We start from the raw sequence: 20,245 nt of genomic DNA, 5'->3' as shown, positions 1-20,245 counted from the left end.
CACGTACTGACTTTTGGTACTTACCATATCAAAGCTGTAGAAACCAAAGGCATTACTTAGCCGAACTGCATGAACACCAAAGCCAGTGTGGTATTTGTTTTTGTACTTTACAAAGGCTTCATTGGTAAGAAGCAAAAGTTGTGTTGAAGGATACAGAGTTGCTAGCTCCAAATACTCAAGATTCTGATATGAAAATCGCTCATGAGCATTACCATCTATACGACCCTTGTTTGAAGATTTCGCCGACTTAGCCTCAATGAATATTTTGCGTCTAAGTTCATTTGATTCAATCAATGCGATTGTTCCATCAAACGTGATTTTCGAACCTTTATATATTTCGGAATAGCGTTACCCTTGATAGTACGTTTCATCCTCAGAGACAGGTATCCAACCTCTACTGCGGAGAGCACCCAATGCAGTGTCGTACCACTGGCAAACACTGTACATATTGGTTAGCCAAGAATGCCGCACCACTAGATTATCTACCATTACACAATCATTTGTTTTAAATAATTTAGCTAGATTAGGTAAATTCCAAATTATATAGCGATTGCCGTTGCGTAAGCCGATATAATGGAAGGTTTTTCCGCTTTCATTTATCGCCTGAATCAAGCACGGGCTAGTCTTTAGTTCCTGCGCAATCTGCCCAATGAGTTTGCCTAAGGCTTCTGTCAGGTTGGATTCAAAACTCCGTCCACCTGTTGCTTGACCAGTCGGCCTTCCTTTCTGTGAAACATTGTCTTCAAATCTTACAATCATTTCGGCTATCGTGTTGGGATCGTAAGGCATATTGCACTAGATATTACTTCAACCAAAGCTGGGCTTGTAAGGGTAGAAATGTGCCTGGCGAGTTGGCATACCCCACGCTGCCAACTTACAGGTTCGAGTTGCAGTAGAATTGGCCCTCGAGGTCTCCGTATGTTCGACTTTTACCAGGTAGCCGAGCTGCTCACCCCCGAAGAGCGCGAGATTCAAAAAGCCGCCCGAAAGTTCCTCGAGGCCGAGGCTTTGCCCCACATCGCCGAATGGTGGGAGAACGCCGAGTTTCCGGTGCACCTCATCCGAAAGTTCGGTGAGATGGGCTTTCTGGGCACCACCATCCCCACCGAGTACGGCGGGATGGGGGCCAGCGCGGCGGCCTATGGGGTGATCGGCTACGAGCTCGAGCGCATTGACTCCGGCCTGCGCAGCTTTTGCAGCGTGCAGAGCAGCCTGGTGATGTACCCCATCTGGGCCTATGGCTCCGAGGAGCAGAAGCGCGAATACCTGCCCAAGCTGGCCACCGGCGAGTACGTGGGCTGCTTTGGCCTGACCGAGGCCGACGGCGGCAGCGACCCCGACGCCAACATGAAAACCCGCGCCCGGCGCGACGGCGGCGATTACGTGCTGAACGGTTCCAAGATGTGGATCACCAACGGCAACCTGGCCCACATCGCCCTCGTCTGGGCCAAGGACGACGAGGGTGTGGTGCGCGGCTTTATCGTGCCCACCGACACCAAGGGCTTTAGGGCCAACAAGATTCAGCACAAAGCCTCGCTAAGGGCCTCGGTTACCAGCGAGCTGGTGCTGGAAGACGTGCGTGTGCCGGCCAGCGCCATGCTGCCGGGGGTGAAGGGCCTCAAGGGGCCGCTCTCCTGCCTCACGCAGGCCCGCTTCGGCATTGCCTGGGGGGCGCTGGGAGCCCTGGAGGCGGTGTATACCGAGGCGCTCGAGTACGCCAGGAGCCGCACCACCTTTGGGGCCCCCATCGCCAGCCGCCAGCTGGTACAGGAAAAACTGGTACGCATGGCCGCCGACCACACCAAGGGCCTTTTGCTGGCCTGGCGCCTGGCCCAGCTCAAGGATGCCGGAACCCTCAAGCCCGCCCAGGTGAGCCTGGGCAAGCGCGACAACGTGCGGGCCGCGCTCAACGGCGCCAGGGCGGCCCGCGAGATTCTGGGTGGTAGCGGGATTACCCTGGAGTACCACAGCATCCGCCACATGCTGAACCTCGAGACCGTGGACACCTACGAGGGCACCCACGACATCCACACCCTGATTCTGGGCCGCGAGCTGACCGGCGAGAACGCCCTGGGCGAGAGCCCCAAAAAGGAAGCGGTGGGCTCGAGGTAACCGCCCCCCGCGCGCCGAGCAGGGATCGGCTCTGCTCATGGGGATATATTTTTGGTTTTATCCAGGGCTGCTATACTGCTAGGAATATGCTCGAGACCCCCAGCAAACCCCGCCCCAGAACAGAAAAAATCCAGCAAGAAGGCCTGACCTTCGACGACGTGCTGCTCATCCCGGCCTACTCGGAAGTCTTGCCCCGCGATGTGGACACCCGCACCCGCCTGACCCGCAAACTCTGGCTCAACATCCCCATCCTTTCTGCCGCCATGGACACCGTCACCGAGGCCGAGATGGCCATCGCCATGGCCCGCGAGGGCGGCCTGGGGGTCATTCACAAAAACCTGAGCCCCGACGAGCAGGCCGCCATGGTGCGTAAGGTCAAGCGCAGCGAGGCCGGCATGATTCAAGACCCCGTCACCCTGGCCCCCAACGCCACCCTGGAAGATGCCGAACGCCTGATGCGCGAGTTCAAGATTGGGGGGCTGCCGGTGGTGGATTTCTACGGCAAGCTGCTGGGCCTGGTCACCAACCGCGACCTACGTTTTGAGCGCGACATGGGGCGGCTGGTCTCCGAGGTCATGACCCCAGTGGGACGCCTTATTACCGCGCCGCCCGGCACCATCCTGGAGGAAGCCGAGCAGCTCTTGCGCCAGCACAAGATCGAAAAACTACCCCTGGTAGACCACGAAGGGCGGCTCAGGGGTCTCCTGACCCTCAAAGACCTGACCAAGCGCCAGAAGTTCCCCTTCGCGGCCAAGGATGCCCAGGGCCGCCTGCTGGTGGGGGCGGCGGTGGGGGTCTCGAAGGATCTGGAAGCCAGGGCCCGAGCCCTGGTGGAAGCCGGGGTGGATGTGCTGGTGCTGGACAGCGCCCATGGCCACAGCCGGGGCATTCTGGAGGCCCTCAAGAACCTCAAGCAGACCTTTGGCGAGGGGGTGCAGATCATCGCCGGCAACGTAGCCACCGCCGAAGGCGCGCGGGCCCTGGCCGAGGCCGGGGCCGACGCGGTCAAGGTGGGGATTGGGCCGGGCTCCATCTGCACCACACGGGTGGTGACCGGGGTAGGGGTGCCGCAGATTACCGCCATCATGGAAGCGGTGGCCGGCCTCGAGGGCCTGGACGTGCCGGTGGTTGCCGATGGCGGTATCAAATACTCCGGCGATGTAGCCAAGGCCCTGGCTGCCGGGGCGCACACGGTGATGCTGGGTTCGATGCTGGCCGGAACCTACGAGTCGCCGGGCGAAGAAGTACTCAAGGATGGGCGGCGCTACAAGCTCTACCGGGGCATGGGCAGCATGGGGGCCATGCGACAGGGCTCTGCCGACCGCTATTTCCAGGACTCAGGTACGCCGCGGGGGGCGGGCTCGAGCCAGGTCGAAGCTAAAAAACTCGTGCCCGAGGGCATCGAGGGCATGGTGCCCTACAAGGGGCCGGTGGGCGACGTGCTTTACCAGGTGGTGGGGGGCCTGCGGGCCTCGATGGGCTACTGCGGCGCGCCCGACCTCGAGACCTTCCGCACCCAGACCCGTTTTACCCGCATCTCCAACGCCGGCCTGATCGAAAGCCACCCGCACGGGGTGACGATTACCAAGGAAGCACCTAATTACTCGAGGTAAAGCCACATATTACCCTTTCCGGCATATGGGATCGGTTGGTGTTGACGGTTAGGTTAGAAAAAGCTAACATCGAGATAGCCTGTGGCGGCACGTTATCAGGTTTTGCTCTACAAAGAAGAAAATGGACGCTCACAGATAGAGTCGTGGCTCAAGGTGCTAAAGAAGTCCAATCCCACCCTCTATGCTAAAGCCCGCTGGATGCTCAAGGATCAACTGGCTGTTTTAGGGCCTAACCATAACAACTGCAAGCACATCGAGGGCCCAATCTGGGAGCTACGCCACCGCTCAGGCATACGTATCTACTACTGGCGCCAGGAAGAAACTGTGTTCGTTGCAGCAGCAGGTGAGGTAAAACAGCACGACCAGGTGGATCGTCAACTAATAGAGTATGCGCTACGAGCCTATCGAGCGCTCAATGTAAAGGACTAATCTATGAAACGCGAACTTATTTCAGTAGACGATTTCTTCAGGGATGACCTCGATACCCCCGAGCTTCGCAAGGCTTATCGCGACGTGCTCGACGAAGAAATCGGCGAGATTTTGAAGTCCCTTCGGACTCGGGCCGGGCTGACCCAGCAGGTGTTGGCTAAGCGATTGGGACTGACCCGCAGTCGGATCGCACAGGTTGAAAGCGCCGAGGGGCTTTCGCTCTCCCTGGAAACCCTGACCCGCTACTGCGCCGCGCTGGGTTGTGCGGTTGTGCTCAACTTTGTAGATTTGCGAAAAGGAGAGAGTGTGGCGGAGTTTGCCTTGCAGGAAGCCCCTGCACGGGATAGCGAGTGGGAGTTCCTGCCATCACCTAGCCTAAGGCTCGTAGCTCATGGGGAGTGTGCAGCATAGCATGACGAAAGCAGCACAAATCCGCAAACTGTACACCGAGGGCCTTTCCGTCGGCCAAATTGCCCAGCAGCTCGGCATCCGCTATCAGCATGCCTACAATGTCCTCCGACGTTCGGGGCTGCTTCAGGGCAAAGTTAAGCATGGGGAAGAAGTGCCCGATCCCGAGCTTTATGCACGTTTCATCTCTGAGCTAGAGCTTTTAGGGATTGAGCTACAAGAGCTTTCAGCTAGGCTCGAACGCTCTCCCGAGGGTAAAAAAAGCATTCGATATGGCCTCGAGCCCTTCGACCCGGTTCCGTTTGATGGGGGATTTAAAGCTGGCCTCACCCTAGATCTTGAGCTACTGGATGATAAAGGAACCTTTGGACATATCATGCTAAAAGTAGCTGCAAACTACAGGTCATCCGCACTACCGGAACAGGCGCTTTTCAGACTGTTTGCGAGCCGCAATCTCCCGCTCAACCTGTGGCCTTATCTGAGAATGTACACGGACTTTCTGATAGTTCAGATGGGACTCCCACGCCTTACACTTCCCCTACTGAAGGTTTAGGGTTTACCTAGTTCCCTGAACCCGCAGATTTTGCAAAGCCGTTACAGCCTCGAGGTAGCCGGGTTTGTAGCGCAGCGCAGCCTGAAAGTCGGCCCTGGCCCCTTCCAGGTTGCCCTGGGCTTTGCGGGCCAGGCCGCGCCAGTAGTAGCTCTCCTCGTGGTCGTTAATACGGCCCAACACGTCGTTGGCCAGGGTAATCACCTCCTGGTAGCGCCCGGTTTTGAAGTAGGCCTCGTAGGGGCCAAACTGGTACCACAGCATCCGCCAGGGCCAGTGGCTCACCGCGTTGGCCGGGCGGCGGGGGTCGAGGGTGCGGCTCGGCGCAATCTGGCGCGAGCGGTCGTAGGCCCTGGCCGCTTCCTCGGCATTGCCAAGCCGTAGCAGGGCGCTGCCCAGGTTGAACCAGGCGAAGGCGTTGTTGGGGTTGGCCTGGGTTTCGCGCCGGGCCAGCTCGAGGGCCATCCGCAGTTCGGTCTGCCCGTTCATACGGCTCCCCAGCAGGGTGGCAAGTTGCGCCTGGCGGCTGGGGGGATACACCACCAGATAGGTGCGGTTGAACACCTGCCACAAAGCGTCCATCTCGCCATAGCGCAGGGTTACCTTGGGGCCGTAGTAGCTATCGAAGGCGTTAAAGTGGCCCAGGCGGTCGTTGTAGCCCACCAGCAGGCGGTAGTGCCCCATTCCGCCATGGTCGGGGGTCACAAACCAGGTCTCGATAATCACCGGAAAGCCCCCGGCCAGGAGGCGTCTGAGCAGGCCTAGATCGCCGGCTACCCCCGCATGCACGCTAAACCCCTGCTTGCGGGCGAAGGCGACCATCTCCTCGGGGCTTACGTTTTTGTCGTTCTTGTTGGGCTTGAGCACCGGGGCAATCTGGTACTGCGTAAGCGAACCCCCCCAGTAGCTCAGGGCCATGCCCAGCGTAACCGGGCCGCAGTTGTTGTAGCGCTGGTACTCGTGCTTTGCGCCCGATAAAAAAACCGAACCCGGCTGGGCCAGGGCCAGGCTCATGAAAAAGGCCAGGGTGAGGGCTGCTCGAGGTAGAAGCACCCATGTATTATGGCAGACCCAGCCCACTGCACCCACGGGCTACAGTACATACATGGTTATCCTCCAGTCCACCCTCCGCTGCCCCTCCTGCGGCCACGCTACGCTGCTCACCATGCCGGAAGAGGCCTGCCAACACTTTTATCAGTGCGAACAGTGTGGCCACTGGATGCGGCCCAAGCCGGGGGACTGCTGCGTGTTTTGCAGCTACGGGGACGTGCCCTGTCCACCCAAGCAGAGGGAAAAGCTGGGTATGCAATAAATACGCATTTCGATAGTATCGTTCACTTTGACAGGTCTAAACAATGCTACCGAAATGCTTTTCTACTCCCTTCGGTCGGCTTGAATCCTTCACCTCTGACTGCGCATGGTGGTGAAGGATTCAAGCGGAAACGGTATAAAGACCTCCAGCACACACAAAAAGTCCCACCCTTGGCGGGCGGGACGTTGGTTGTACTGGGTTTAATCGAACTTGTTCTGCTGCAGGAAGCTGGTGGACTGCTGCAGATCGGGCAAAGCCCCCCGCACCTTGCGGATGGCCACGCGCGTACCTTTGTACCAGGGGATGGTGGTCTTGGGATCGGTGTAGCCGGAAATCATGCTGTTGGAGGTACCCAGGTGGTGGTACTGCAGGGCAAAGATCATGCCGGGCCTGACCGCATCGGTTACATAAACCACAAAAGTACCGTTGCCTTCCTCGTTCCAGACCTGCACCAGGTCGCCACCCTTTATGCCTAAAGCCTGGGCATCTTGGCGGCTGATCTCGATGTAAGGCATCGGCAGCACGCTCATTTTTTCGGGCAGGAAGCGGTCGTTGTACATGGTCTGCCAGATGGCCTGGGCCCGTCCGGTGGTCATCCAGAAGGGGTATTGTTTGGCTTTGTCGCCCTCGAGGTACTTGGCAACTTCCTCGGGGTAGCCTTCCCAGTCGTCGGTGCCGTACCAGCTAAACTTGCCGTCCTTGGTGCCGAACTTCACGCTGTAGCGGCGCAGGGTACCCACCGGCCTGCCGTTTTCGATGCGCACCGGCGTGCGGATGCCTTGCTGGCCCACCTGGCGCAAGAAAGCGTAGTTAACACCTCTGTAGCACTCGGCGGGCAGGGTGGCCTCCTCGCTGGCGGGGATGGCGTTGTTGGGATAGGAGTTGCCACCGTCCAGGAACACGTCTTCGTCCTTGTTCCAGTTCTTACCGAACTCGAACTTGGCTGCTTCGGCGGCCTTGCCCTCGGCGCGGTATAGCTCGGCCATCTTGAGGCCCACCAGCTTGGAGATCTCCCAGTCTTGCTTGGCCTCGCCGGGCGGATCCATGAACTTCTCGTACAGGCGCAGCAGGCGGCTGTTGCAGTTGATGGAGGTCTGGTTGGCCTCACCCCAGGCGCTGGCCGGCAACACCAGGTGGGCATCCTGGGCGGTGTGGATCAGGTAGAGGTCTTGCACCACCATAAACAGCCCGTCGGTGGCGTACAGACCTTCGATAATCTTGTTAACCAGCTCCTGCGTGGTGCCGGGTTCGCCAGATTGGCCCAGGTAGTCCGACAAGGTTTTGGTGCGATCGCGGATACGCTTGCGGAAAAGCTGGTTGTTGGGGGTGGAGAGGTAGGGGTTGGTGCCGATCACCCAGTAGAGCTTGCCGTTGCCATCGGTGAGGTACTTGTCTACGTTGACCGGAGGCCCCCCGTTGTAAATCGAGCCGGGGGTAGGCGAAGGGGGGCGCACATACCCTTCCTGGTGGCCGCCCAGGCGCCCGACCCCTGTACCCGCTCGCCCGATATTCTGTGATAGAACATTCATCTGAACCACAGCAGCGATCTGGTCGTAGTTTTTCATATTCCAGATCATGCCTTTTTCGTAGATGGTGAGGGTGCGGCGGGCAAAGCCTCCGGCTTTGGGCTTGGCAATCCAGTCTGCGGCTTTTTCAATGTCGGCGCGCTTGACCCCGGTGATTTTTTCCACCTCGGCCATAAACTGGGCGTAGGGCACTCCCACCTTCAGGCTCTTGGCTTTGTACTCCTCAAACTTGGCCATGTCGGTCCGGGTCTCGAGGAAACGCTGGTCGTAGTACTTGCGCTCCCACATCACCCGTGCAATGGCGTTGGCCAGGATGTAGTCGGTGCCCAGGTTAGGAGCCAGGTGCAGCGTGCGGCCTTTGGCAGCCGTCTCGGCCACGGTCAGGCTGCTGGTGCGGCGTGGGTCAATAACAATCAGATATCCCGCCTCAACCGGCTCGCCGCGGCTCAGCTCCTTCTGCTTTTCGGCCAGGGTGGCTCCCTGGAAGTTGGGCAGCATGTGTTCGGTGTAGAAGACGCTGGCGGTCTCGTAGGGGTTGGCCCCCCACAGCACGATGGTATCGGCCAGGCGGGCATCAATGGCGTCGTAGTTGAGCTCGTGCACCCCCCGCTCGCGGCTGCCCCAGACCTCGGAATTATAGGCCGGGCGGTTGTGGATGGCGATGTGCTTGACACTAAATCCGGTGAAGAACAGGTTGCCCACGCCCCAGTTGTTCTCGAAGCCCGCCCCCGAGCCGCCGTGGTCAAAAGCCTTCACTGCAATATTGTCGTCGTTGCCGTCCCGGTCGCGGATACCCTTGGCCACCCCAGCCAGGATGGTGAGGGCTTCGTCCCAGGTAATCACCTGGAACTGGTCGCCCATGCGCAGCAAGGGGTATTTGAGCCGCTCGCGTGTGCCTCGGGCATCACTCCAAGTCGCCACGGCGTTGGTTGCCCCGCGCGAGGAGTGGTCGCGCTTGAGGTTGATGGGCGAGTCGCTGGCCGGCACAATCACCATGTGGTACTGACGGCCATCCTTGCGGGTCACAATCGAGTGCATGGTCTCGGTGTAGACCAACCCGCCCAGAGGGTTCTGCGGGTTGCGCAGATCCACGCCGAAAGCGTTCTGGTTGGCGGCCAAACCCCCCTGGGAACCTACCGGCCAGGTGTACACCTTGTAGCCGCACCCCACCGTGCAGTACTGGCAGACCGTGTTTTTCACCTCTGCAGTGGTCGGGGGGATGGGCAGTGCGTCGCGACGTCCGATGTTACTCATAGTTCCTCCATCAGATGTTTTTTGCGCGGCCCCAGATCAGGCCGTTGACGGCTCGAGCAAAAATATCCCCGTTTTGTGCCACCCCTAGCTGAATCTGGGGCAGTCCGGTGCTGGCCAGGCCCTGGTAGACGGCTGCCGCCTTGGCGGGGTCAAACATCGAGTAGTGGCAGGGACAGAGGAAGCGCCCGTCTTTGTACTGCACCCCACAGCCCATATGGGTACAGGCTGCCGAGAATGCCACAATGTCGCGACCACGACCCACACCCCCAATGGCCGGCCTGCCCAGCTTGACCAGGATGCCCTGCGAGCGGGCATCGGGGTAGTTGAAGTAGACCGGCTCGTTGTTTTTGAGGGTATTGACGTTGCCAACTTTAATGGCCGGATAGGTCAGGCTGGGGGCGAACCAGAACTGCGCCTTTCCTGCGCCGGTGAGCGAGGCCATGGTGACCCCACCCAACACCTGTACCACACGCCTACGGTTTACCACCATAAGTACCTCCACTTGTGGTTGCTATGTCCATTTTTCGATACTTACTGGACGGTTTCTATTATCTTCGAATTGAATAGGCAAATGTCAATATCGTATTGCAAGACCATGCAACACGAAATTTCGAATACTACGGGTTTAATGTCATACAAAAATCAATATATAAGCGATTATTCCTTTTTGTGAAAGTAATTATTATAAGCAAAGCTACCGGCAACCCTACCCTGAAGTCGATTTAGGTGAACCGAATAAAAGTGAAATTTCTCTAGCAAAGGTACCGTATTTCGAGTATCCTGACTACTTGATGAACGAGCGCCTAGCCGTACAGCGCTTCAAAGCCCTGGCCGACCCGGCCCGGGTGCGTTTGTTACGGATTCTGGCCGAGCTGCCCGATGAGCACACGATGCGCGATCCCCGCTGTGGCACAGCCTTGGGGGCTTGTTTTTGCCATCTGACCGAGCGGCTGGGGTTATCTGCCCCTACGGTGAGCCACCACCTGAAAATCCTGCGCGAAGCGGGATTAATTGAGGTGGTGCGGGCGGGACGCTGGTCGTACTACCGGCTGCACCCTGCGGGTATCGATGGGTTGCTACACGACCTGGGCTATCTCAAGCAAACCCACAAGGCTCTAAAGCTCGAGGTCGGCTAGGCCAGCCGCGCCTCGAGCATCTCCTGAATCTGCCTTGGAGAGGGCACAAAGCCCGAGACCACCACCTCGTCCCCAATCACCAGTGCGGGGGTTTTCATCACCCCGTAGGCCAGGATTTGGGGAATCTCGGTTACTTTTTCCACCTCGAGGTTCTTGCCCATGCGTTCCAGGGCCAGCTTGACGTGGGTCTCGAGCAACTGGCAGTTTTTGCAGCCGGGCCCCAAGACCTTGATGTGGGCCGAGCTCAAAGGGGTAGGCATGTCCGATTCGATATTCATAACTTCCTCCTACAAAACCGCGTTGAACAAGTAGCCAGTTAGCACGATGCCCAGGCCCACCACCGCTACCCAGATAGCAATCAGGCGCAGCTTGAGCACCTGCCGCAGCAGAATCATCTCGGGCAGGGAAAGGGCCACCACCGCCATCATGAAGGCCAGCAGGGTGCCCATCGGGATGCCCTTCTGGTGCAAAACTTCCACCAGCGGCAGAATGCCCGCCGCGTTGGAATAAAGCGGGATACCCAGCAGCACCGCCAACCACACCGCCAGGGGGTTCTCGGGCCCGGCATAGCGGGCGAATAAGTCCGCCGGAACCCAGCCGTGAATCACCGCCCCCAGCCCAATGCCCAAAAGCAGGTAGGGCCAGATCTTGCCCAGGATGCTCTTAACCTCGGCCAGGCCCACGGCAAAGCGATCTTCCCAGCGCATGCCCAGGGCGGGGTCGAAGCTGGTTTTGCCCACTTTTGTCTGATAGACAAAGGGCTCCACGTAGCGCTCGAGGCCCATGCGACCCAGCACCAGCCCAGCGCCTATGGCCAGAACCAGGCCGGAAACCAGATACAGTGCGGCAATTTTCCAGCCAAACAGGGTATAGAGCAGCACCAGGGCCACCTCGTTGACCATGGGGCTGGCAATCAGAAAGGTGAGGGTAATGCCCAGGGGCACGCCCGCCGAGACAAAGCCAATGAAAGCCGGAACCGCACTGCACGAACAAAAGGGCGTGACAACCCCCAGGATGGCGGCCAGCAGGTTGCCCACCCCGGCCCGCCGGCCACCCAGCAGGGTTCGGGTGCGCTCGAGGCTGAAAAAGCTCCGCAGCACCGCCACCACGAAGATAATCGCGCAGAGCAGCAGCACAATCTTGCTGGTGTCGTAGAGGAAGAAGTGCGCAGCCTCGCCCAGCCGGGTGTCTGCGCGCAGGCCCAGCAGCCCGTACACCACCCAGTCCCAGAAGGGCAGGATCGAGCGGTACAGCACCACCCAGGCCAGCGCGGCCAGCCCCAGGCCAATCCAGGGGGAGGGTTTGCTCAGACGCAGGGTATTCATGTGTCCTCGCAGGTACAGGCAGTAGAAAAGGCCCTCGGGCGGGGGATGGCGTTTCGGAGCCGCTCGAGGGCTTCGGCGTTCAGTGAGTAGTCAATCCAGCGCCCCCGCCGCACCGCGTGCACCAGCCCAGCCTCCCGCAGAACCCGCAGGTGATGCGAGAGCAGGTTGGGAGCCACCTCGGGAAGGCCGCTCTGGAGTTCGCAGACGCAGCGCGTGCCACTTTCCAGTAACCCCAGTATGCGCAACCGGGTGGGGTCGGAGAGGGCCTGAAAGCCCCTCTGTAACCCATTTTGGGGCGCAAGGCCGATTGGTTCAACAACCATTGATTCAACCATGGTTGAAATATACTCATCCAGCCCGCACCGTTCAAGGACATATGTCCGGCGCGGCCCACAATCGAAGTTCGCCGCCGTATGGCGGCGAACTTCTGTGTGGGTAAACATCACAGCGCTACACAGGGAGCAGACGCACCTTGCTGTCGTAGAAGACCGCGCTACCGCCGGTCAGGTCGGAGAGGGTTACGTCCTTGAGTACCGGGTCAACCCGCATGGCGGCGTTGGCGTGGATGCCGGTAGCCCGGCGGGGGTCGCCCTTGATCACCTGGCCGTTGACCTCGAGGTCAGTGGCACCATAGACCCAGTGACCATAGCCCAGCGAGAAGGCCACGTTTCCCGGACGCAGGCCGGGCACAACCTTGACCTTGCCGATCATGGGTTTTTGCTTACCGTTCCCCAGCTCCCAGACCCCTTCGGGGTTGCTTTTGGAGATCACCTTGACCATCTGGCCGTCGCGCAGCCCCAGGCGCTCTGCGTCTTCTTTGGGTACGGCAATGAAGTTCTCCGGTTGCACATTGAGCAGCCAGTAGTTCGAGATGGTGCGGCTCTTGGTCATGGTGATGATGCGGTGGGTGATCAGGGTGAGTTCGAAGCCTTCCTCGCTGTCGGCGATGGGCTGGCCGGTGGCATCCAGGTAGGCCGGGAAGTAGGCCGCGATGGGGTAGTAGGGCTTCCCGGTCATGGCGTCTTTCGCCCCGGCCTGTTTTTCTAAGTACAGGTTGATCTGCTTACCGTATTTATGGGCTACCGTGCCATCTTCGGCAAAGGCCTTCTTGAAGTCCTCGAAGCGCCCACCCCGGTTCATGACGTACACCGCCCGCCGCCAGTGTTCTTCGCCGATGGCGGCCTTCCATTTCTCGAGGTCGAAGACGCCCTTGGGCAGATGTCGTCGGGCACGGACAAAGAGCCCGAGCTCCTCGTCGTTGGCCTCGGGCACCGCTTTGCTGCCATCCTTAGCCTCGCCGTAGGCCAGGTTGGCCACCATCTTCAGGTAGAAGTCCTCGGGCCGTTTGAAGGGCATGCCGTTGGCGAAGCCCTGTTCCCCAAAGCCCGGCAGGCTCAGCTTTTCGGCCAGCCCCAGCAGCATAGCCTCCATCGAGATCGGCATCTCCTCGCCAAAAACCTGCACGGTTTCGGGTATGGGGGCAATGGTCGGCTGGCGCAGGGGCTGGGTTTTCCAGATCACGTTGGGGTGGGAACCATGGAACTCCCAGCGCTCAAGGTACGACAGGTCGGGGAAGATATAATCGGCGTAGGCATAGGTATCCCCCACCACGATATCCGAGGCCACTATCAGTCCAATCTTGTCGGGGTCGAGCATGGCCTCGATCTGGGTCTGGCCCGCCGGCAGGGCATAAGCCGGGGAGCCCATGTAGTGGAAGAGAATCTTGATGGGGTACGGGTAGCCCTGGGCTGCCGAGGGCAGCACTTCCTGATACACGTCGGAGGCGTTGTAGTACCAGGGGCGCTTGGCTGGGTAACCCTCGAAGAGGGTGGTGTTCTCGTACTTAATACCGTGGCGGATGATGGAGATACCGAAGGGAGAGAGCTTTTTGGGGTGTAGCTCCTTGAGGAAGAAGGGGCCTTCGGCTTTCTCGCCCAGGGCATCGTAGGTGCTGTTTTGCACCAAACCGCCCTGCCAGTCGTAGCTGCCGATCAAAGCCCCCAGGGTGTACCAGGCCAGCACGTTGTAGAAGCCGTTGGTGTGCTGGCTAACCCCCCGGTGGATATCAATGGCGGCCCGCTTGCCGTGGTTGGTGAACTCGAAGGCCAGCCAGGCGATGTCCTCGGGTTGGATACCGGCAATTTCTGCCCAGCCCTCGAGGGTGTTCTTGCTGGCTTCCTCGCGGATGAGTTGCAAAGCACTCTTAACCCGGATACCACCCAGGGTGGTATTTACGAACAAATCCCCCACCACCGGGGTGTCCTCGCTCTGCACGTCAATGCGGGTGGGCACCCCTTTGACCAGCGCGATGGGCGGGTCGAACTCGATGGTTACGTCCTTGACGGTTTTGCTAAAAGGCGGCAGGCCCAGGTCGCTGGCCCGCAGCAGCTTGGCCGGGAAGCCCTTATCGTCCAGCTTGACCAGCCAGGTGGCGTTGCTCCAGGTGGGTTCGCCTATGGCCTTGGCGGCGGCTTTGTTGGCTGCCGAGAGGTATTTAGCGTCGTAGCGGCCATTATCCAGAATCCAGCGGATCATGCCCAGGGCGATGGCTGCATCAGTGCCGGGTTTGGGGGCAATCCATTTGGCCGCGTGGGCTACGGCTTTTTGGGCACGGGGGTCTATCACCACAAACTTGAGCTTGCCCTCGGTAACGGCCTGAGTAATGCGGTTGACCCGCAGGGGTGGGCCATAGCCCCCTTCGTACACGTTGGAGCCCACAAAAATGGCAAACTCGGCCCCGCTCAGGTCGCCCTGCCAGTAGAACTTCTTGCCGCCGGTCCAGTCGAACTTGCCCTTTTTCTCGTCGAAGTCGAGCTGCTCGCTCATGGCCTTGCCGGTGAAGTAGAGCGAGCCCTGGCAGACGGTGGTATGACCGTGCAGGTTGACCGTACCAAAGCTTTGCTCGAAGAACCACTTGAAGAAGTCGGAACGCCCACCCTTGAGCCGCCCCCAGTTGAAAACCACCTGGTTGTTCTTGGGGCCCAGGTCGGGGTGGTCGGGGTCAATAAGGGTGTCGAGGTGATCCTTGAACTCTACCTTGAACTGCTCGACCAGGGCTTTTTTCTTATCCTTGTCCTTCTCGGCCCAGATGGCATCCACTGCCTTGCTCATGGCCTTCATCACCTTGGGGTCTCGCAGGGCCCAGTACTCCTTAAGGCCGGGGTAGCGACGCTGATCCCCGATGAAGGCAAAGGTCTGGCCGCCCTCCACAATCTCCTGGATGGCCTGTTCGAAGGGGATCTCCACCCATTTACCACTGCCGCGCGGCCCGGCCCGCTTGAGCACCTTGCGGATGCGGTAGGGGTCGTAGACGGTCTGAATGCCCGACTGCCCCTTGGGACATAGGGCCCCGTCCACGCGGGCCATGTCTTTGAGGTCGGTTTTGTAAGGCAGGTGCGGGTACATGGTCCAGGGGGTAATGGGGTTGCCGTCAATTTTGGCTGCCACCCCTTCGTAGATTTTGACCTTGATGGGGCAGCCGGTGTTGCACTGCAAGCAAACCGAGTACAAGGTGTTTTCGGGCTCCTGGATGGGGTAGCTGCCGGGGACGGTAGCGGCGCTGGCCTGAAGCGCCTCGGCGGCTTGTCTACCCAACAGGGCCGCCCCACCCCCCAAGGCCCCTAGCTTGAGCAGGTCGCGTCGTTGAATACCTTTCATTGGGTCACCTCGAGCTTCTTCTCACGATTCAAGAACCAGATCACGGCATAGGCCATGGCAATGGCCAGCGCCACCGAAAAAGCCACCACCGACCACTCGAACAGGGTGGGCAGATAGGCATAGCTCAGGCGGCGGTCGCGGTAGGCGTTGACCAGGCCCTCGAGCTGGGGTTGTACCTGGCTGGGAATGACCAGGTTCAAGCGCACCGCCAAGAACATGGAGGCCGCCAAAAAGCCCGCCCATCCTACTGCCACAGGGTTGCGTGGGTAGCGGGCCAGCAGGAAGATGGGTACGGCCATTCCCAGCAGCAGGTGGAAGATCCAGAACACAAACCAGAAGGGCCCGAAGAGCACCCCCATCAGGGCCTCGAACTCATGCCCTACCTGATACCACATCGGGATGGAGTATTCGGCCCACTCCAGGAGCAAGTACAGCACAGCCAACCCCAGGGTGATGCGCCCCAAAAGGTGGATGCGCTCTGGGTAGCCGGGGTCGTTGCGGCGGGTGAAGAAGGCGCTGGCGAAGGTGACCAGGGCCACCCCCGAGAGCACCCCCCCAAACAAGAACAGGATCGGAAAGACTGGGCTATGCCAAAGGCTCTGGGCCACCACCGTACCGAACAGGGCCCCGGCGGCCCCCGGATAGAAGACAACCAGCGGGGTGCCTATGGTCAGGGCCATTCGGGTGAGGTTGAGGTTGCCACGCCACAAGCCGTACAGGGCCAGCAAGACCGTTATGGCATAGGCCGTGTAGAGCCAGACCATCCAGGCCATCATGGAGGTGAAACGAGGCCGCAAAAATACATTGAAGACCCGTTCCATGTGCCCCAGATCGAACCAGACCGTCACCAGGGCCGCCCCTAGGCAGGCTAGGGCGATGGCCAGGGCCAGCGGGGCCAGCGGTTTGAGCTTTTCCACGCCAAACACGTGCCCCAGCACCGCGACCACATAGGCCCCGGCCGAAAGGCCCGCGAAGAAGATGTAGGTAGCCACCCACAGACCCCAGGGGATGTAGCTGCCATACGCGGCCAGGTCACGGCTGCTGGTGAAGCGCAGAAAAACCCCGACCAGCCCCACCACGGCCAGGATCGCAAACAAAATCCAACCAGTTGTGCGGTTCATGCTTCCCTCCTAGACCAGGTAGTAGACCCGTGGCTCGGTGCCGAGTTCTTCTTTGAGCCGGGTGGCGTTGGGTTTGTGGATGAGCTGCGATACCAAGGAACTGGGGTCGTTGGCGTCGCCAAAAAAGGTGGCCCGCCCGATGCAGCTTGTGGTGCACTGGGGTAACAGACCCTGTTGCAGGCGGTGACGGCAGAAATGGCATTTGCGGGCGTTGCCCACCGGACTTTTATGGCCATCCCGCTTCCACTCCTTGCCGTACTCGAACATGGGCAGTTCCTCGTAGGGCATCTGGCCCTGGCCGGGGGTGCCATCGGTCCAGTGGTCGCCAAAGTCGGAGGTGCGGGCCTGGTAGGGGCAGGCCGTGAGGCAGTAGCGGCAGCCGATGCAGGTGTTGTAGTCAATGTCCACGATGCCGTCTGCGCTCTTCCAGGTGGCCCCTACAGGGCAGACCGGCACGCAGGGCGGTTTATCGCACTGCATGCAGGGGCGGGGGGTGAAGCGCCAGGAGACATTGGGGTACTCGCCTATCTGCTCTTCGATAACAGGGCGGTAAACCACCCCGGGAGGCAGTTTGTTCTCCACTGCGCAGGCGATGGTACAGGCGTGGCAGCCCACACACTTGCGGGTATCAATCACCATGACCCACTTTTGGATGGGTCGCTCGAGGGCCGCCTCGAGCTCCCGCTGCATGCGCACCAGTACGTCTTCGTACTCGAGCTCGGGCCGAATGGGGCCGTCGGGGCTCCGGCTCGGCAGCGCTAGGGTGGTCTTGCCTTCCTCGGCCTTGACCTCGGCGCCCCCCAGCACCATCCCGGCGAACACCGCACTGGCGAATTTGCCCAGAAAGGCCCTTCGGTTCTCCAACCCATCCGTGCCGGGCTGCGTGGCATTGTTTTCTGGCATACTTTGCCTCCTCGTTATATAAGCTAGCCCGAGGAGGCAGGTCAGTTGTCCTTAGGACATTCGTCCTGATACCGTTTCCGCTTGAATCCTTCATCTATGACTGCGTCCAACGGTGAAGGATTCAAGCCGACCGAAGGGAGTAGAAAAGCATTCCGGTAGTATCGTTTAGGCTTGCCAAAGAGAACAATACTGCCGGAATGCGCATGATATAGCCCCCGCAAGCAAAAACACCTTGTAGGGTAGATTCGCAGGGGAAATCCTGCTGGATTGGGCTACATTATCTCTTGCAGAACCTCAACCAACAGCTTACGGCAGTTCATCATATAGGCCCGTCCGGCCTCGGTAGCGATTTCGCCCATGGCATTGTCAATTTCACCCAGGCAGAGCTGGGCCATCTTGATCAGGCCCGCATCGAAAGGCTGGCCGCTGGCGTAGGTGCTGAGCACCAGCTCGGTCAGGGACTCGGGGTTGTGGTTGAGGGCGATCTCGTCGGGCAGCGGTTCGTCCAGAAAGTCTTGAACCCGGCGTTGTAGGCTGCGCATGCCCCCGATTATAGGCTTTAGTGGGTCGAGGTGGTGCGGGGCAGGATGTTCTGCTGCTCGAGCTCCCGCAACCAGCCGCGAATTTTGGCGGCGATCTGGTCGCGCACGGCACGGAAGCGCTCGAGCTTGTGCTGCTCAGGCCCCCGAGCGGCGCTGGGGTCTTCGAAGGGCCAGTAGAGCCGGTAGGTGCTAAAGGGGAAGAGCGGGCATTCTTGCTCGGCGCGGTCGCAGACCACAATCAGGTAGGTGAAGTTGTACTTGCCGCCCCAGTACTCCATCAGGCTTTTGGCGTACTGGCCTTCCATATCCAGGCCCATCTCCGCCAGCACCTGGCGGGTAAAGGGGTGAATCTCGCTGGGGTGCAACCCGGCGCTGTACGCCTCCAAATGTGCCCCCGCATAGTGGCGCAGCAGGGCCTCGGCCATCTGGCTGCGGGCCGAGTTATGGCTGCACAAAAACAGCACCGAGGGCTTGCGTCTGGTCATCCTGGCCTCCTTAGGTTGGCTGGGCGAGCCCGGCAGCCTCGAGCAAGTCGGCCTCGGTGGGGATTTGGCCTTGCTGGAGGCTCCGGATCAGGTGCTCGGACATCCGGCCCAGGGCATCGCGCACCCTGCGCCATTCCTCCAGACCCTTACCCGTGGGGTCGGGGAAGGACACGTGCAGCCGGTGGGTTTTGGCCGGGTAGGCCGGGCAGTTTTCGGCAGCCGCGTCGCAGACGGTAAGCACCAGGTCGAAGTTCCAGGGGTCGGGCAGGTCGAAGAGGGTTTTGGAGGCATGCCCGCCCAGGTCTATGCCCGCCTCCTGCATCACCGCGATGGCGTCGGGCTTGACGAAAGTTTGTTCGGTGCCGGCCGACCAGACCTCACAGGGGAAGTCCAACTGGTCAGTCCAGTAGCGAAGCCACCCTTCGGCCATCTGGCTGCGGGCCGAGTTGTGGGTACAGAGCACTAGGATACGCATCGTCAGAAATTATCGCTCCAAAGTCATCCCAATGTCAGCGGTTTGTCAGGCCGAAACAAGTGTTGCACTTGCAGCGTTAGGGTAGCAAAGCCAAAACATAATGCATCGCTATAGCGGCCCCCACGATTATTCCACCTGCGGTGTGGCGGGTTTTGGCTTGGCCTGTGCAATGGCCAGGGCCGAGAGAGCGGCCAGAGCAGCAAAAACCCATAGCACGGTGTTGTAGCCGCCAGATAGTTCGTGCAATGCGCCTGCTCCAAAGGGGGCAATGGTCTGGGCTACCGCGATGATGGAGGTCATGCTGCCACTGATGCTGCCATAGTGTTTTGCACCGTAGGTTTCGGCAATCAGCGCCGGTTTGGCCAATGATATAGAACCGTTGGCCAGCCCAAAAAACAGCACAAAAGCCCACAGACCCATACCAGCTGGAGAAAACAACAAACCCAGCAGACCCAGGGTGTAGCAACCCAGAAAAGCTGCGCTAAGGTGAAATAGCGAGACCTTTTGACTAAAAGGTGTATAGACGATCCGACCGGCCAACTGCATGACCCCTACCATTCCGGCAGCCGTTGCTATCAATGCTGGGGTGTAGCCTTTTTCGGCCAGCATGGGCACCATGTGGGCAGTGAGGGCGATACTGGTAGCCCTAGAGAGGGCAAACCCCAGTGAGAGCCACCAGAAAGTGGGTTGGTGCAGAGCCTCTTTGGTACTGACGCTGGGTTCAGGGGGAGCGGAACGGTTGGGGTGTACCTCGAAGGGTTCCCCATCCGGTACTTGCCCCAGGTCTTGGGGGCGGCGGCGCAGCACCAAGACATGCAGCGGAATGGTGCCCAGAGCAAATACCAGCGCCAGGATTTCCAATGCTTCTCGCCAGCCTACCGTCTGCACCAACCAAGTGCAAAGTGGCACAAAAATAGTGCTGGCCAGCCCCGCCATAAGGGTCACTACCAGCATGGCCCTGGGGCGGTAGCGACGGAACCAGACCGCCAGCACCGCGAAGGCTACCTCGTAAAGCACCATCGCCATCGCCAAGCCTAGGCCTGCCCAAAGCAGATAGAACGCCGTGAGGTTTTGCACGTGGGCCCAGCCCCAGACCAGTAAAGAACCCCAGATGGAGCCTGCGGTCATGAGTGTCCTAGCCCCGTGCCGGTCGAACCAGCGCCCTACCGGAAAGGCAGCCAGCCCCGAAACCAGCAAGGCCAGCGAGAAAGCCGCCGAGGTCTCGGCGCGGCTCCAGCCCAGTTCTGCCTCCATAGGTTTTACGAAAACACCAAAAGCGTAGTAAAGCACCCCAAAGCCAATGGTCTGGGTCAGGGCCAGGGCCCAGGCAATGCGCCAGCCATAGTACGAAGCCGAGGAGGATGTGGGGGTCATGGGTAGAGTTTGGACTCAACACA

General features: G+C 59.8%; 21 protein-coding genes. 7 read left to right on the top strand and 14 right to left on the bottom strand.

What is annotated here, in order from left to right; all coding sequences use genetic code 11:
• Positions 1–348: 348 nt before the first annotated feature.
• The gene (locus WKI89_RS01310; protein WP_337867410.1) at positions 349–789 is read right to left on the bottom strand and encodes a hypothetical protein; all 441 of its coding nucleotides are present in this window, start codon (positions 787–789) and stop codon (positions 349–351) included.
• A gap of 129 nt (positions 790–918) precedes the next feature.
• Here WKI89_RS01310 and WKI89_RS01305 point away from each other — a divergent pair, with 129 nt between their 5' ends.
• The 5 genes from WKI89_RS01305 (at position 919) to WKI89_RS01285 (ending at position 5,115) form a co-directional block, all read left to right on the top strand.
• The gene (locus WKI89_RS01305; protein WP_337867409.1) at positions 919–2,112 is read left to right on the top strand and encodes an acyl-CoA dehydrogenase family protein; all 1,194 of its coding nucleotides are present in this window, start codon (positions 919–921) and stop codon (positions 2,110–2,112) included.
• A gap of 86 nt (positions 2,113–2,198) precedes the next feature.
• Complete coding sequence (gene guaB / locus WKI89_RS01300) at positions 2,199–3,725, top strand: IMP dehydrogenase (protein ID WP_337867408.1); 1,527 nt, start codon at positions 2,199–2,201, stop codon at positions 3,723–3,725.
• An 81-nt stretch (positions 3,726–3,806) separates the two neighbouring features.
• Positions 3,807–4,154 (top strand): hypothetical protein, encoded by a 348-nt coding sequence (locus WKI89_RS01295; RefSeq protein WP_337867407.1) that lies wholly within the window; start codon positions 3,807–3,809, stop codon positions 4,152–4,154.
• Positions 4,155–4,157: 3 nt separating this feature from the next.
• Positions 4,158–4,565 (top strand): helix-turn-helix transcriptional regulator, encoded by a 408-nt coding sequence (locus WKI89_RS01290; protein ID WP_337867406.1) that lies wholly within the window; start codon positions 4,158–4,160, stop codon positions 4,563–4,565.
• A 1-nt stretch (position 4,566) separates the two neighbouring features.
• Positions 4,567–5,115 (top strand): sigma-70 family RNA polymerase sigma factor, encoded by a 549-nt coding sequence (locus tag WKI89_RS01285; protein ID WP_337867405.1) that lies wholly within the window; start codon positions 4,567–4,569, stop codon positions 5,113–5,115.
• A 3-nt stretch (positions 5,116–5,118) separates the two neighbouring features.
• Here the strand turns inward: WKI89_RS01285 and WKI89_RS01280 are convergent, their stop codons facing one another.
• Positions 5,119–6,165 (bottom strand): tetratricopeptide repeat protein, encoded by a 1,047-nt coding sequence (locus WKI89_RS01280; protein ID WP_337867404.1) that lies wholly within the window; start codon positions 6,163–6,165, stop codon positions 5,119–5,121.
• 52 nt (positions 6,166–6,217) lie between these two features.
• Between WKI89_RS01280 and WKI89_RS01275 the strand changes: the two genes are divergently transcribed.
• Positions 6,218–6,424 (top strand): GDCCVxC domain-containing (seleno)protein, encoded by a 207-nt coding sequence (locus WKI89_RS01275; protein WP_337867403.1) that lies wholly within the window; start codon positions 6,218–6,220, stop codon positions 6,422–6,424.
• Positions 6,425–6,624: 200 nt separating this feature from the next.
• Here the strand turns inward: WKI89_RS01275 and WKI89_RS01270 are convergent, their stop codons facing one another.
• Both WKI89_RS01270 and WKI89_RS01265 read right to left on the bottom strand, forming a co-directional pair.
• Positions 6,625–9,204, bottom strand: coding sequence for an arsenate reductase (azurin) large subunit (locus WKI89_RS01270; protein ID WP_337867402.1), 2,580 nt, complete (start codon positions 9,202–9,204; stop codon positions 6,625–6,627).
• Positions 9,205–9,214: 10 nt separating this feature from the next.
• Positions 9,215–9,694, bottom strand: coding sequence for an arsenate reductase (azurin) small subunit (locus tag WKI89_RS01265; RefSeq protein ID WP_337867401.1), 480 nt, complete (start codon positions 9,692–9,694; stop codon positions 9,215–9,217).
• 301 nt (positions 9,695–9,995) lie between these two features.
• On the opposite strand from WKI89_RS01265, the gene WKI89_RS01260 reads away from it, so the two are divergent.
• Positions 9,996–10,340 carry a metalloregulator ArsR/SmtB family transcription factor gene (locus tag WKI89_RS01260; protein WP_337867400.1) on the top strand — a complete coding sequence of 115 codons (345 nt, stop codon included), beginning with the start codon at positions 9,996–9,998 and terminating at the stop codon, positions 10,338–10,340.
• Here the strand turns inward: WKI89_RS01260 and WKI89_RS01255 are convergent.
• The 10 genes from WKI89_RS01255 to WKI89_RS01210 form a co-directional block, all read right to left on the bottom strand.
• A complete protein-coding gene (locus tag WKI89_RS01255) occupies positions 10,337–10,618 on the bottom strand; it encodes a thioredoxin family protein (RefSeq protein WP_337867399.1) in 282 nt (93 codons plus the stop codon). The genes WKI89_RS01260 and WKI89_RS01255 overlap by 4 nt on opposite strands.
• A gap of 9 nt (positions 10,619–10,627) precedes the next feature.
• Entirely contained in the window at positions 10,628–11,665 is a 1,038-nt protein-coding gene (locus WKI89_RS01250; RefSeq protein ID WP_337867398.1) for a permease, read from the bottom strand.
• Positions 11,662–11,988, bottom strand: a complete 327-nt coding sequence (locus WKI89_RS01245; RefSeq protein ID WP_337867397.1) for a metalloregulator ArsR/SmtB family transcription factor — start codon at positions 11,986–11,988, stop codon at positions 11,662–11,664. The genes WKI89_RS01250 and WKI89_RS01245 overlap by 4 nt, the downstream gene beginning before the upstream one ends.
• 127 nt (positions 11,989–12,115) lie before the next feature.
• Entirely contained in the window at positions 12,116–15,322 is a 3,207-nt protein-coding gene (locus tag WKI89_RS01240; protein ID WP_337867396.1) for a molybdopterin-dependent oxidoreductase, read from the bottom strand.
• A complete protein-coding gene (gene nrfD, locus WKI89_RS01235; RefSeq protein WP_337867395.1) occupies positions 15,319–16,443 on the bottom strand; it encodes an NrfD/PsrC family molybdoenzyme membrane anchor subunit in 1,125 nt (374 codons plus the stop codon). The genes WKI89_RS01240 and nrfD overlap by 4 nt, the downstream gene beginning before the upstream one ends.
• Before the next feature lie 9 nt (positions 16,444–16,452).
• The gene (locus WKI89_RS01230) at positions 16,453–17,346 is read right to left on the bottom strand and encodes a 4Fe-4S dicluster domain-containing protein (protein WP_337867394.1); all 894 of its coding nucleotides are present in this window, start codon (positions 17,344–17,346) and stop codon (positions 16,453–16,455) included.
• A gap of 272 nt (positions 17,347–17,618) precedes the next feature.
• Positions 17,619–17,888 (bottom strand): hypothetical protein, encoded by a 270-nt coding sequence (locus WKI89_RS01225; RefSeq protein ID WP_337867393.1) that lies wholly within the window; start codon positions 17,886–17,888, stop codon positions 17,619–17,621.
• A gap of 17 nt (positions 17,889–17,905) precedes the next feature.
• The gene (locus WKI89_RS01220) at positions 17,906–18,373 is read right to left on the bottom strand and encodes an arsenate reductase ArsC (RefSeq protein WP_337867392.1); all 468 of its coding nucleotides are present in this window, start codon (positions 18,371–18,373) and stop codon (positions 17,906–17,908) included.
• 10 nt (positions 18,374–18,383) lie between these two features.
• Positions 18,384–18,848 carry an arsenate reductase ArsC gene (locus WKI89_RS01215; protein WP_337867391.1) on the bottom strand — a complete coding sequence of 155 codons (465 nt, stop codon included), beginning with the start codon at positions 18,846–18,848 and terminating at the stop codon, positions 18,384–18,386.
• Positions 18,849–18,974: 126 nt separating this feature from the next.
• Positions 18,975–20,222: an MFS transporter gene (locus WKI89_RS01210; protein ID WP_337867390.1), complete on the bottom strand. Its 1,248-nt coding sequence runs from the start codon at positions 20,220–20,222 to the stop codon at positions 18,975–18,977.
• Positions 20,223–20,245 lie beyond the last annotated feature (23 nt).

Origin of the sequence: Meiothermus sp., assembly GCF_037443965.1 — a bacterium.
Lineage (GTDB): Bacteria > Deinococcota > Deinococci > Deinococcales > Thermaceae > Meiothermus.
Note: the sequence above shows the minus strand (reverse complement) of the source record. Positions and strands in the feature narration are given on the sequence as shown.